This is a genomic window from Marinobacter sp. Hex_13 (genome assembly GCF_001566815.1).
Classification (GTDB): Bacteria; Pseudomonadota; Gammaproteobacteria; order Pseudomonadales; family Oleiphilaceae; genus Marinobacter; species Marinobacter salarius.
The window spans coordinates 33,085-46,751 of record NZ_LSMM01000001.1 but is presented as its reverse complement, the minus strand read 5'-3'; the positions used below and the strand labels follow the sequence as shown (position 1 = coordinate 46,751).

12 protein-coding genes are annotated in these 13,667 nt (G+C 57.9%); 5 read left to right on the top strand and 7 right to left on the bottom strand.

Annotated elements, in window-relative coordinates; genetic code table 11:
• The first annotated feature begins 63 nt into the window (after positions 1–63).
• The 5 genes from nadB (at position 64) to AXW11_RS00210 (ending at position 4,409) form a co-directional block, all read left to right on the top strand.
• A complete protein-coding gene (gene nadB / locus AXW11_RS00230) occupies positions 64–1,668 on the top strand; it encodes an L-aspartate oxidase (RefSeq protein WP_177190603.1) in 1,605 nt (534 codons plus the stop codon).
• Positions 1,669–1,718: 50 nt separating this feature from the next.
• Positions 1,719–1,973, top strand: a complete 255-nt coding sequence (locus tag AXW11_RS00225) for an FAD assembly factor SdhE (protein WP_091641856.1) — start codon at positions 1,719–1,721, stop codon at positions 1,971–1,973.
• Positions 1,957–2,445: a hypothetical protein gene (locus AXW11_RS00220; RefSeq protein ID WP_091641858.1), complete on the top strand. Its 489-nt coding sequence runs from the start codon at positions 1,957–1,959 to the stop codon at positions 2,443–2,445. Before AXW11_RS00225 ends, AXW11_RS00220 begins: the two co-directional genes overlap by 17 nt.
• 14 nt (positions 2,446–2,459) lie before the next feature.
• Positions 2,460–3,458, top strand: a complete 999-nt coding sequence (gene ygfZ / locus AXW11_RS00215; protein ID WP_091641861.1) for a CAF17-like 4Fe-4S cluster assembly/insertion protein YgfZ — start codon at positions 2,460–2,462, stop codon at positions 3,456–3,458.
• Between the two features lie 117 nt (positions 3,459–3,575).
• Positions 3,576–4,409, top strand: a complete 834-nt coding sequence (locus AXW11_RS00210) for an HDOD domain-containing protein (protein WP_036204169.1) — start codon at positions 3,576–3,578, stop codon at positions 4,407–4,409.
• A 144-nt stretch (positions 4,410–4,553) separates the two neighbouring features.
• On the opposite strand, the gene ung is transcribed toward AXW11_RS00210, so the two are convergent.
• The 7 genes from ung to AXW11_RS00175 all read right to left on the bottom strand — a co-directional run bounded on the left by ung (position 4,554) and on the right by AXW11_RS00175 (position 13,663).
• Positions 4,554–5,294 carry a uracil-DNA glycosylase gene (gene ung / locus AXW11_RS00205; protein ID WP_091641863.1) on the bottom strand — a complete coding sequence of 247 codons (741 nt, stop codon included), beginning with the start codon at positions 5,292–5,294 and terminating at the stop codon, positions 4,554–4,556.
• Positions 5,295–5,296: 2 nt separating this feature from the next.
• Positions 5,297–6,829: a lysine--tRNA ligase gene (gene lysS, locus AXW11_RS00200; protein WP_091641866.1), complete on the bottom strand. Its 1,533-nt coding sequence runs from the start codon at positions 6,827–6,829 to the stop codon at positions 5,297–5,299.
• 51 nt (positions 6,830–6,880) lie between these two features.
• A protein-coding gene (gene prfB / locus AXW11_RS00195) for a peptide chain release factor 2 (protein ID WP_126810486.1) occupies positions 6,881–7,976 on the bottom strand; the annotation gives its coding sequence in 2 pieces (ribosomal slippage) (positions 6,881–7,903 and positions 7,905–7,976; 1,095 coding nt in all).
• A gap of 374 nt (positions 7,977–8,350) precedes the next feature.
• Positions 8,351–10,084, bottom strand: coding sequence for a single-stranded-DNA-specific exonuclease RecJ (gene recJ / locus AXW11_RS00190; RefSeq protein WP_091641868.1), 1,734 nt, complete (start codon positions 10,082–10,084; stop codon positions 8,351–8,353).
• Between the two features lie 5 nt (positions 10,085–10,089).
• Positions 10,090–11,493 (bottom strand): threonine synthase, encoded by a 1,404-nt coding sequence (gene thrC / locus AXW11_RS00185; RefSeq protein ID WP_091641871.1) that lies wholly within the window; start codon positions 11,491–11,493, stop codon positions 10,090–10,092.
• Between the two features lie 12 nt (positions 11,494–11,505).
• Positions 11,506–12,807 (bottom strand): homoserine dehydrogenase, encoded by a 1,302-nt coding sequence (locus AXW11_RS00180; protein ID WP_036204154.1) that lies wholly within the window; start codon positions 12,805–12,807, stop codon positions 11,506–11,508.
• A 112-nt stretch (positions 12,808–12,919) separates the two neighbouring features.
• Entirely contained in the window at positions 12,920–13,663 is a 744-nt protein-coding gene (locus AXW11_RS00175) for a DsbC family protein (RefSeq protein WP_075195986.1), read from the bottom strand.
• Between the last annotated feature and the right edge of the window lie 4 nt (positions 13,664–13,667).

Sequence of the window (13,667 nt, the reverse complement as noted above, 5' to 3'; positions counted from 1 at the left end):
TAGACAGCGAGCGCAAAGTTTAGTTCAATACACATCCACATTATGGCCCGCGATTACGACCCGATGCCACAGTCCTACGAATTCGATGTCCTGATTGTCGGCAGCGGTGCTGCCGGCCTCACTGTTGCCCTGAATTTGCCCGAGCACCTGCAGATCGCCGTCATCAGCAAGGCCGATATCAGCAGCGGCGCAACACTCTGGGCCCAGGGCGGCATTGCCGCCGTGCTGGATGACGACGACTCTCTTGAGAATCACGTCAGCGACACCCTCAACGCCGGGGGCGGCCTCTGCCACGAGGATGCTGTCCGGTTTACGGTTGAGCATGGCCGCGAGAGCATCAACTGGCTGATCGACAGCGGCGTCACCTTTACCCGCGATGACCAGTCCCAGTACCACCTGACACGGGAGGGCGGGCATAGCCACCGCCGCATTATCCACGCGGCCGATGCCACCGGCCACGCTGTTTCCACCACCCTGACGTCCCAGGCCCAGGCGCGCCCCAACATTACCCTGATGTCCCGCCGGGTTGCCGTAGACCTGATCACCAATCGCAAGCTGGCATTGCCTGGAAACGCGTGCGTAGGCGCCTACATACTGAACCTGGAAGACAACCATGTCGAACTGTTCCGGGCCCGGTTCACTATCCTCGCCACGGGCGGCGCCAGCAAGGCGTATCGCTATACCACCAACCCGGACGGAGCTTCGGGAGACGGTATAGCCATGGCCTGGCGCGCCGGCTGCCGGGTCGGCAATATGGAATTCAACCAGTTCCACCCCACGTGCCTGTACCACCCACATGCCAAGTCGTTCCTGATTACCGAGGCAGTGAGGGGTGAAGGCGGTGTGCTGAAGCTTCCGGACGGCTCCCGCTTTATGGATCGCTTCGATGATCGAGGCGAGCTGGCGCCCCGGGATATCGTGGCCCGCGCCATCGACCACGAAATGAAACGGCTGGGTGCTGATCATCTATACCTGGACATCAGCCATAAACCGGCCGAGTTCATCAAACAGCATTTCCCAACCATTCGCGAAAAATGCCTGACGTTCGGGATTGATATCACCAAAGAACCGATCCCGGTGGTACCCGCCGCGCACTACACCTGTGGCGGCATACTCAGTGACGAACGCGCCCGCACCGACATCAACCAGCTCTATGTTGTCGGCGAGGCTGCGTTTACCGGTCTGCATGGCGCCAATCGCATGGCCAGTAACTCCCTGCTTGAATGCCTGGTCTACGGCCGTGCCGCCGCTGCGGATATAGCGCGACGGGAATCGGACATTCCTGCACCACCCCAAGCACCGGACTGGGACGAAAGCCAGGTAAGGGATTCCGACGAAGACGTGGTAATCTCCCACAACTGGGACGAACTGCGGCATTTCATGTGGGACTATGTTGGCATCGTTCGTACGACCAAACGCCTGCAGAGAGCCAAGCACCGGATTGATCTGCTGGAACGGGAAATTGGCGAGTTCTACAGCAACTACCGCGTCTCGAACGACCTGCTTGAGCTGCGCAACCTGGTGACCGTGGCGGACCTGATTATCTGTTCCGCGTTGCAGCGCCGGGAAAGTCGCGGCCTGCACTACACACTGGATTTCCCCGGACTACTCCACGAGGCAAGGGATACTGTACTGGTTCCCACCACTTACCGACGGTCGTCTCCCTGAAGGAAATGGCTCGGTCCACTCCAATGCCCACTGGTTAACTGAGAGAATCAATGTCTGACAATACTGAATTCAACCGCCTCTACTGGCACAGCCGCCGCGGCATGCTTGAACTGGACGTTTTGCTGATCCCATTCCTTGAGAACGCCTATCGAGATCTTCCCGCTGAGGACCAGGCACGGTACCAAAAGCTGATCAACTGCGAGGACACCGATATGTTCGAGTGGTTCATGCAGCGCAGCCGCCCGGAAGATCCCGACCTGCAACGCATCGTTGACCTCATACTGAACCGTGTCCAGCCGAATTGAACTGGCACTGATTCCATCCCACGCTGTCGGGTTACTGTGCGCCCTGCCCTGGCTGGCGCTGACCCTGTTCGTAGCCGCCGTAGCCAGTGAGTTCAGCCCCCTCCTTCTGGTGCTGGCTATCCCCTCACTCGTGGGTGCGGTTTTCCAGTATCGCCGAACCGGCTTGCTGGTCGGTCCGGAAGCCGTAACCGAACTACGGGTTGAGGGCGAGCAATTATACGTGCGCCTTCGCTCAGGGCAGGACCGCGCTGTTCAGGTTGCGGACGAAAGTCGTCTGGGTGCCCACTTTGCGATCTTGAAACTGCAGCATTCCGGCACCATATCGTGTACATATCCTGTTGTCCTGGTTGCAGTTACGCCGCGGTTTCGCAACATCCCTTCCGATGCATTCCGCCGTTTGCGGGTCTGGCTTCGCCTGGGCCCGACCTCTGGCAGCAAGGCATCTGGTCGCCAAACGCAGGAAATCCACTGATTCTGGAGTGCTTCATGTCAGACATCGAAAGTCCGTTGGCTAACCATCCGCTTCCCCAGCCCCGCTGCGTTTTCATCTCTGACCGTGTCATGGTTCGAATATCCGGGCCAGGCACTGACAAGTTCCTGCAGGGGCAGTTCAGCCAGCAGATCGACGATGTCACCCAGGGTCATTCGCCAAGAGCGGCAGCCTGTACACCCAAGGGGCGCGCCTATTGCCTGACCCGGTTGGTGAGGGATGGTGATGACATATTGATGGAGCTGCCAGCGGATCTCTCCGACGGCACGGTGACTCATTTGCGCAAGTACCTGATGCTGTTCCGTGGTACGTCAATGGAGGTAGAGTCGGACGCTCGGATCATCGGACTTCTGGGCGATGCCGCAGTAGAAAAACTGCTGCCAGAAGGCACCGGTGCACTGGCAGTCGCAGGCGATTCCGTGAAAATCAACGGAGGCCACGTGATACGTACGATGGACACCGCCGAGGGCATGGCTCGCTATGAACTCTGGCAAACGGGTGATCTGGACACATCGCTACAACAGGCTCTGGCGGACATTCCTGCAGCCCCCCTCGCCGATTGGCAGGCTTCCGAAATTGCTGCCGGCGTAGCATTGCTCACGGCCGCCACCACGGAGAGCTTCGTGCCGCAAATGCTGAACTGGCAGCATGTTGGAGGCATCCACTTCAAGAAAGGCTGCTACACCGGGCAGGAAGTGATCGCGCGCATGCACTTCCTGGGGCAACTCAAAAAAAGCCTTTTCCGGTATACCTGCAGCGATGCCGGTACCCTGCCTGCCCCCGGTGAGTCGCTGCTGGACGGAGATCGGTCAGTGGGAAATGTCGTGAATTCTGTTGGTTTCTCTGACGGACACTCGGAGATTCTGGCCGTTGTGCGCCACGATGCGGCGGAGAAATCATTGGTACCCGAGAGCGCCTCCGACGCGGTTCTGTCACTGCGCCCCTTGCCGTATTCTGTTCCGGAGCGTGAAAAAACCGACACGCCTGATACATAAGTTGACAGGAAGAATCCCGATAATTTGCTATAAAGTACGTCATATACATGAACATATTAGCCTTTCCGGACGTTCCTGCCGGCCAGGTGACACTTAACAGGCGGATTCAAACTGACTATGTCCAACATTGTAGAAACCATAAAAACCGACCTGACCGACGCTATTGAAAACGACAAACTGGTACTTCCGACACTTCCGGAAGTTGCGCTTCAGGTACGCGACATCGCAGAAAACGAGGACTCGGCCATTATTGACCTGGTGAAGGTCATCAGCAACGACACGGCCCTGTCAGCCCGTATCATTCGAGTCTGCAACAGCCCGCTATTTCGCGGCAGCCGGGCGATTGAGAACTTGAATATGGCGGTTGGTCGCCTGGGCATGGCTTATACCAGCAACCTGGCGATGGGTCTTGCCATGGAGCAGATGTTCCAGGCCACTTCGGACATGATCGACAAGCGCCTTCGTGCCACCTGGCAAAAGAGCACTGAGGTGGCCGGGGTGTGCCATGTGCTGGCACAGCATTACACCAATCTCAAGGCAGATCAGGCCACCCTGGCCGGGTTGGTTCACCTCATCGGGGTGTTGCCGATTCTGCGCTATGTGGAAGACCGGGATATTCAGATCAGTAGCATCATGCTGGACAATGTGATTGATGAGATTCATCCGCGTATCGGGGCGACGATTCTGCAGAAATGGGATTTCCCGAAAGAACTTCAGAATGTGCCTCTGGAATACGCGAACCTGCATCGTGAGGTGCCGGCAGCGGATTATGCGGATCTGGTGATGATTGCCAATCTGCAGTTGATTGCCGGGACAGATCATCCCTGGACGGAGGTGGACTGGAAGACGATTTCGGCGTTTGATCGTCTTGGGTTGGATCCTGAGGTGGATATGAGCGAGGAAGAGGACCTGAATGCGCAGATGGAAGCTGCTATGGCGCTTCTTCAGTAGGTTTGGGGGCTGGCCGAAGGTGGGGGTATTTTCTTCGGGAAAAGAACTCGCTTCGCTCGGACACCTTTTCCTGTCAGAGAAAATACCCCCACCTCCGGCCGATCAATACAGTTGCGGGCCGCTCTTTCGGGCCGCTTCATTTTTTCAGGATTGGCTCTTACCGTATTGTTCCAGTAGCTGCGATTTGTTTGGCAAAGACCAATCAACGGTCGGCAGGCCCTTCTGCTGTAACCACTCGTTGGCCCGGGAAAAATGCTTGCAGCCGAAGAAGCCGCGGTAGGCGCTTAACGGCGATGGATGTGGCCCGTCCAGTACCAGATGCTTGCTTCGGTCGATGTGCTGGCCTTTTTTCTTGGCGTAGCTTCCCCAGAGTAGAAACACCACCCCTTCACGCTCGCGGTTAATGGTTTCGATGACGCGGTCGGTGAAGGTTTCCCAGCCTTTGCCCTGGTGGGCGCCAGCCTCGCTCTGGACGACGGTGAGGACGCTGTTGAGAAGGAGCACGCCCTGCTCCGCCCAGGGTTGCAGGCAGCCGTGGTCTGGGGGCTGAATGCCGAGGTCGGCGTGGATTTCCTTGAAGATGTTGACCAACGACGGCGGCGTGGCCACGTGCGGGCGCACGGAGAAGCACAGGCCGTGGGCCTGGCCGGGACCGTGGTAGGGGTCCTGGCCGAGAATAACCACGCGCACCTTATCCAGCGGTGTGCTGTTCAGGGCGTTGAAGCAATGCTGGCTGGCGGGGAACAAGGTCTTTCCCGCCTGCTCTTCCGCCGCGAGGAATTCAGCCAGCTGCTGCATGTAGGGCTGACGGAATTCGTCACCAAGGTACTCCGTCCAACCTCGCCCTGATTTTAGCTGGCTTGCCAGTATCTCCACCGGCTGCATGTTCAGCCCTCGTCTTTCTTCGTTTCAGCCTTGTGCTCCGGGCGCATGGCGGGGAACAGGATGACGTCGCGAATCGAGGCGGAATCCGTCAGAAGCATGGCCAGACGGTCGATGCCAATGCCTTCACCTGCGGTTGGTGGCAGGCCATATTCCAGCGCCATGACGTAGTCTTCGTCGAAGAACATGGCTTCGTCGTCGCCGGCGTCTTTCTCGGCCACCTGATCCTGGAAGCGCTCAGCCTGGTCTTCCGCGTCGTTCAGCTCGGAGAATCCGTTGGCGATCTCGCGGCCGCCCACGAAGAATTCGAAACGCTCAGTGACGAACGTATCGTTGTCCTTGCAGCGGGCCAGCGGTGACACTTCTTTCGGGTAATCGGTAATGAATGTGGGCTGCATCAGGCGATGCTCAGCAGTCGCTTCAAAGATTTCGATCTGCACCTTGCCCAGTCCCCAGCCTTCTTTAAGGTGAATGCCCAGATCCTTCGCTACCTGTCGAGCACTGGTTTCATCGGCCAGTTGTTCGGCTTTGATATCGGGGTTGTATCGCAGGATGGCGTCCACCACGGTCAGGCGCTCGAAAGGCTTGCCGAAGTCGTACTCAATGGTTTCTTCTTCGCCATCGGACAGGGTACGGGTGTTCACCACCGTGGTGGTACCGAGTACTTTCTGGGCAATGGTGCGCAGCATGTCTTCGGTAAGGTCCATCAGGTCGTTGTAATCGGCATAGGCCTGATAGAACTCCACCATGGTGAATTCCGGGTTATGACGGGTGGAAAGCCCTTCATTACGGAAGTTGCGGTTGATTTCGAATACCCGCTCGAAACCACCGACCACCAGGCGCTTGAGGAACAGCTCCGGAGCAATACGCAGGTACATGTCGATACCCAGGGCGTTGTGGTGAGTCACGAACGGACGCGCCGTGGCACCACCAGGAATCACCTGCAACATCGGGGTTTCGACTTCCATGAAGTCCCGGTCGGTGAAGTACTGACGCATGACGCTGATAATCTTCGAACGTGCATAGAACACGCGGCGACTGTCTTCGTTCACCATCAGGTCAACGTAGCGGTGACGATACCGGGCTTCCGTGTCGGTCAGCCCCTTGTGTTTCTCCGGCAATGGACGCAGCGACTTGGTCAACAGCGTGTACTCGTCCATGCTTACATAGAGGTCACCCTTGCCTGACTTACACAGAATACCCCGCACACCCACGATATCGCCCAGATCCCAGTGCTTGGTGTCTTTCTGGACATCTTTTGAGGCGTAGATCTGAATGCGGCCCGTCATATCCTGAACCACTTTGAATGCTTTACGATCAAGCATCATGCGGCCGGCAACAGCCACCTGAATGCCCATCTCAGCCAGCTCTTCCTTGCTCTTGTCGCCATATTTGGCCAAAAGCTCGGCCGCGGTGGCGTCGCGACGGAAGTTGTTGGGAAAGGCATTGCCCTGATCACGCATCTCCGCCAACTTGGCGCGACGCTCGGCAATCAGCTTGTTGTCCTCTGGCTGTGCATTCGGGGTGTGTTCAGTCATGTTGGCTCGCAAAATCGGGAATTGTCCGGGTTAGCATGGCAAAGGCGCTGTTTACAGCGCCATCTTCAGGCTGGCTTCGATGAACTTGTCGATGTCACCGTCCAGCACCGACTGGGTATTGCTGGTTTCCACCTTGGTGCGTAAGTCCTTGATACGGCTGTCGTCCAGCACGTAGGAGCGGATCTGGCTGCCCCAGCCGATATCCGCCTTGGCATCCTCAGCCTTCTGTTTCTCGGCGTTACGCTCCTGCATCTCACGCTCAAACAGCTTCGCTTTCAGCTGTTTCATGGCCTGGTCTTTGTTCTGATGCTGGCTTCGGCCAGCCTGACAGGCCACGACAATACCAGTGGGATTGTGAGTCAGACGCACAGCAGATTCAGTCCGGTTTACGTGCTGACCACCCGCACCCGAGGCGCGATAGACGTCGACACGAAGGTCTGCCGGATTGATTTCAATCTCGAAGCTGTCGTCCACTTCCGGTGAGACAAAGACGGATGAAAACGACGTGTGACGGCGGTTGCCGGAATCAAACGGCGATTTTCGCACCAGACGATGCACACCGGTTTCCGTGCGCAACCAACCAAACGCATAGTCGCCCTGGATGTGGATGGTCGCACTCTTGATGCCAGCCACATCGCCTTCCTGCAATTCGACGATCTCGGCCTTGAAGCCACGGCGCTCAGCCCAACGCAGGTACATGCGCAACAGCATATTGCCCCAGTCCTGGGCCTCAGTACCGCCGGAGCCGGCCTGAATGTCCAGGTAGGCGTTGTTGGCGTCCATCTCGCCGGAGAACATGCGGCGGAATTCGAGCTTCTCGAGCTCTTTGTCAAGCCCGGCCAGATCGGCTTCGATCTCCGCGGCCGTGCCCTCGTCCTCTTCCTCGTCCGCAATTTCGAGCAGACCTTCGGCGTCTTCAAGGCCGGAGGTGAGGTTGTCGATGGTACGAACAATCAATTCAAGATCGGAACGTTCCTTGCCCAGCGCCTGAGCCCGTTCGGGGTCTTCCCATACGGAAGGCACTTCCAGCTCACGCTCAACTTCGGTCAGTCTTTCACTACGCTGATCGTAGTCAAAGATACCCCCTGAGCGCTTCAGTGCGCTCACGAAGGTCTTTTATCTTCGTAACAATGGGATTGATTTCCATGAAATCCTTACTCTCGCTCGGAAAATGAATGCGATCAAAATCAGACGCGAGATTCTACCGGAAATCTGTTCTTAAATCAGCCGGTGGGTTTTTGACTGGGTGCATGCATTGGTCGGCGACGCCCTTCCAGGATACGCGGTAAATACATCCATGTACGCTCGACAAAAACATCCATGTTTTTGACGATCCTGAAAGGGCGTCACCGACCAATGCCTCAACCACGAGTTATCGCCACAAACGTATGAATACGGAGCGATCTCTCAGGTTTGATCGGCATGGGGGTGGGGGCTTTTTCTGTCGGGAAAAGGTGTCTGAGCGAAGCGAGTTCTTTTCCCAGAAGAAAAAGACCCCCACCCCTGTGCCAGACGCCTAAGTCAGCCCAGCGGCTCCAGATAATCCACCAAAAGCTGCAGATTCGTCCGCCCACGAAAGGTATTTGCATCAGGTTTGTAAACCACTCGAGCGCCAGTCCTGGTGTAGTCAGGCACTTCCGGCCCGGTGTTGAAGGCGATGCCATCGATGATGGCGCCGCCCTCTTCCGGCTGGAGCACCAGCTTCAGGTGGTTCTCGCCAACGATGCGCTGGCTGACCACACGGAAGTTGCCGTCAAACAGGGGCTCCGGGAAATGCTGCCCCCAGGGACCGGCACGCTTTAACAGGGTGGCGGTTTCCAGGTGAAGCTCGTCCGGGCTCAGGGGGCCATCGGTGGTAATGGCCGCCTCAAGGTCTTCCGCCCGCAGGGTATCGCGGACCGCCCGGTCGAACGCGTCACTGAACGCATCCAGGTCACCGCGGGACAGGGTCATGCCTGCCGCCATGGCATGGCCGCCGAATTTTTTCATCATCCCCGGGTGCCTGGCATCAACCACGGCGAGCACGTCGCGGATATGCAGGCCCGGGATGGAACGGGCCGAACCCTTGATGTCCTCGCCGTTGTCGTCCGGCGCAAACGCAATCGTCGGGCGGTGGGTCTGCTCGCGGATACGGGCCGCCAGTATGCCGATCACACCCTGGTGCCAGTCGGTGTCAAACAGGGCCAGGCCCCACGGCAGGCCCTCGATGTCCAGCGACATGGACGCCAGCAGATCCTGGGCCTGGGTTTTCATATCTTTTTCGATGGTGCGACGTTCACGATTGAAGGTATCCAGTTCTCGAGCCAGGCGCTGGGCTTCGTCACGGCTGTCCGCCAGCAGGCAGGCAATGCCCACGCTCATATCGTCCAGGCGACCGGCAGCATTCAGCCTTGGGCCAACCACAAACCCGAGATCCGTGGAGCTGATTTCGCTGTGATCGCGGCCTGCCACTTCCAGCAGCGCCAGAATACCGGGGCGGGCCTCCCCCTGGCGGATGCGGCGCAGGCCCTGTTCCACGAAGATGCGGTTGTTATGATCCAAGGGAACAACGTCCGCTACTGTGCCAAGCGCCACAAGATCCAACAGATTGCCGAGATTAGGTTGCGGCTCTGGCAACAGGCCCTGCTCACGCAGATGCTTTCGAAGAGCCGTCAGCACATAGAACATCACACCCACGCCCGCCGCGTTCTTGCTCAAGAAGGGGCAGCCGGGCTGGTTGGGGTTCACGATGGCGTCCGCCTCAGGCAGGGTTTCACCGGCCAGGTGATGATCGGTCACAACCACCCGGATGCCCAGTTCCCGGGCTGCGCGAACACCTTCCACGGCGGAAATACCGTTGTCCACGGTCACCAGCAGGTCCGGCAGCGCACCCTCATCTCTCAACCGGTGGATAATGCCCGGCGTCAATCCATAACCGTCGGAAAACCGGCTGGGCACACGGAAGTCAATATCGTTCAGCCCCAGCATCCCCAATCCCAGCATGGCAACTGCCGTGCTGGTGGCGCCGTCGGCGTCGAAGTCCCCAAGCACCAGCACTCGCTGCTGACTGGTGATGGCTTCCGCCAGGAGCGCAACGGCACGGTCGACACCTCTTAGATCCATGGGCGATGCCAGGTGTTTCAGTGTGTAGGTGAGTTGGTCATCGGAAGTCACGCCACGGGCGGCGTATAGACGGCGAAGCAGTGGGGGCAGATTCTGGCCCCAGTCCGGAGTGGTGTCCGGGCTGGGGCGACGAAGGATTTTTTTGGGCGTCATACCACTCAGGTATTTTTCCAGTGTTTGGCGATAAAGTCCTGCACGGCGGACAGGTCATTATCCAAAACGGTGTATCGCTCCTCCCGTTCGAACAGATCCGACATATGCACCGGCAGGGACGGCTCGGCTTTAACACCTGAGCGCAACACGGCATCCGGGAACTTGGCCGGATGCGCAGTACCCAGGGTAATCATCGGTACCGCCGGGTCGCGACGACAGTTTCGGGCCGCACGCACGCCGATGGCGGTATGGGGGTCGAGCAAGTACTCGTTCTGGTCAAACACCTCACGGATGGTGTCTGTGGTGCCCTCATCACCCACCGCGTCACTGTCAAACAGTTTGCGAGCGTGCTTCCAGCGGTAATCTTCAATGCTGACTGGGCCCTTGGTGGCATTCTCCAACAGGTCCTTTACCGCAGCCCCGTCGCGGCCGTGCAGGTCGAACAACAGGCGCTCGAAATTGCTGGACACCATGATATCCATGCTTGGTGACAAGGTATGCTCAAGCTGGAGCTGCTCGTAGCGATTGCCACTCATAAAGCGATGCAGGATGTCGTTACGGTTGGTGGCGATCACCAACTGGGAGATCGGCAAACCCATTTTCCTGGCCAGATAACCCGCGAAGATATCGCCGAAGTTACCCGTGGGCACCGAGAAAGCCATACTCCGATCCGGACCGCCGAGCGCCAGGGAAGCATGAAAGTAGTAGACGATCTGAGCCATGATACGGGCCCAGTTAATGGAATTCACCGCCGCAAGCTGGGTTTGACCACCGAGGAACGACTGGTCACCAAAGCTCGCCTTCACCATGCGCTGGCAGTCATCAAAGTTGCCGCGCACCGCGATGTTATGGATATTGTCACCCTTCACGGTGGTCATCTGGCGACGCTGCACCTCGGACACCCGTTCATGGGGATGCAGGATGAAAATGTCGACGTGTTCGCACCGGCGGCACCCCTCAATGGCGGCGGAGCCGGTATCACCGGACGTTGCCCCCATGATCACCACGTGCTGCTTGCGTTTCTCCAACACGTAGTCCAACAGGCGCCCCAGCAGTTGCAGGGCAAAATCCTTGAACGCCAGGGTTGGGCCACGGAAAAGCTCCATGACCCACTCATTGGTGTCCAACTGAACCAGTGGGGCCACCGCTTTATGGGCAAATACATCACCGTAGGTCTCGTCCAGCATCCTGCGGAAATCCTCCGCAGGAATCGCATCGTCGACAAACGGGTGCATTACCTTGAAAGCGAGCTCGCTGTAGGAAAGCCCACGCCAGCTGCGAATTTCTTCCAGGCTGAAATGAGGCAATGATTCCGGGACATACAGGCCACCGTCGGTGGCCAGGCCTGTCAGCAGGACGTCTTCAAAGCCCAGGGCGGGAGCTTCGCCCCGTGTACTGATGTATCTCACCTTGCGTTCCTGTCAGTTAAAGTTTTCGGCGCGGATACGGACGACTTTTTCGTCGATATCGCTCAGGGCTTCCAGCTCTTCAATAGCGCGGTTGATCTGTCGCTCCTGGACCGTGTGGGTCAGGATAATTACCGGGATGCGGCCATCTTTCAGCTCCGATTCCTTCTGCATAATGGACTCGATGTTGATGCCGTGCTCACTGAGAATGGAAGCGACTTTCGCCAGCACGCCGGGACGGTCCAGCGCCTGTATGCGCAGGTAATAGGCGGACTGAACATCCTCCATCGGCAGCACCGGCAGATCTTCCATTGCCGCAGGCTCGAAGCCAAGGTAGGGAACCCGCTGGTTGCTCTTGGCAGCCACGGAACGGGCCGCGTCGATGATATCGGCGATAACCGCTGATGCCGTGGCCTCATCGCCGGCGCCGGGGCCGTAATACATGGTCTGACCAACGGCATCACCGTCCACCAGAACTGCGTTCAACACACCATCCACCTGTGCAATGAGATGGCTGCGCGGAACCAGCGTGGGATGCACCCGCAACTCGATGCCCTCATCGCGGCGACGTGCGATCCCCAGGTGCTTGATGCGATAACCAAGAATTTCCGCGTGAGCGATGTCGTAAGGGGTGATTTCCGAAATCCCCTCGGTGTAGGCTTTTTCAAATTGCAGCGGCACACCAAAGCCTGCAGAGGCCAGGATCGTCAATTTGTGTGCAGCGTCAATGCCTTCCACATCGAAGGTCGGGTCCGCCTCGGCATACCCCAGGTCCTGAGCTTCTTTCAGCACTTCAGCGAACTCGCGACCGGCGCGCATCTCGGTGAGAATATAGTTACCGGTGCCGTTGATGATGCCGGCGATCCAGTCAACGCGGTTGGCGGCCATGCCTTCGCGAACAGCCTTGATGACGGGGATACCGCCAGCAACGCCAGCCTCGTAGGAAACGATCACATTCTGCTTCGCCGCTGCCTCGAAAATCTCGTTGCCATGGACCGCAATCAACGCCTTGTTGGCGGTGACTACGTGCTTGCCATTTCGGATGGCAGCCAGCACCAGCTCCCGAGCAGTTTCGTAACCACCAATCAATTCGACCACAACATCCACAGACGGGTCGTTCACCACGTCAAAAATGTCGGTACTGAACGGGATATCCCCCAGATCAATATCATTGCGCGGGGTGCGTGTCGCCACCCGGGCAATACGGAGATTGAAACCTGTCCGGCCTGTGATCAGGCTGGCATTACGGGTCAGTACGTTGAACGTACCACCACCGACTGTTCCCAGTCCGCAGATTCCGACATTGACGTCTTTCAAGCTTTCACCTCTGTTCCCGATGGGTTGCTGTGGGGAGCGATAGTATAACGGTTAACGGGCGCCCGAATAAGCCCCGCCTGATGAACAGGCAAACAAGGCATTCCGTAGCCTATCAGAGCAGCCCCAGGCCTTCAGCCAGTTTTTCAGACGGCACATAACCACGCACCATATTACCGTCTTCCAATACGATCGCTGGGGTACCCGTCACACCGACGCGACTACCCAGCTCGAATTGCTCCCTGACCGGGTTCTCGCAGCTCTGATCATCCACGGATCGACCCTGCTTGGCGGCATTCATGGCAGCCTGCGGATCATCGGAACACCAGACGGAAATATACTTGCGAAAAGAGGGCGTATTGGGGCCGGAACGGGGAAAGCCATAGTAATTGACAGTAATACCCAATTCGTTCAGTCGCGGAACCTCGTCATGCAGCTTGCGGCAGTATGGGCAATCGATATCGGTGAACACAGCAATAGAAGCCTTTTCGGTGCCCTTGGCCGGAAAACTGATCAGCCCCTCATCACCGAACTCGTCCATGGTTTGAGCGCGCTGGGACGCCCTGCCCTGTTCAGAGATATTGGCAATACCGTTCGCGGTCACTTTCAGCAGGTCGCCGGTCAGGAGATACTGACCATCGGCCGTTGTGAAAATGGTATCGCCGTTATTACTGTACACCTCGTACAAACCCTCAGCCTCCGACTTGCGGACATCGGATATCTTCAGCCCCGGAATCGCTGCGGTGAGTTTGTCGGCAATCGCATCCTCGACCTCGCCCGCATGAGCAGTGTGAGCGCCAGCCGCCAGAGCCGCGAGCACCAGTGGCAGCAAGGGTTTAAACAAGTTCTTGATCAGCATATTG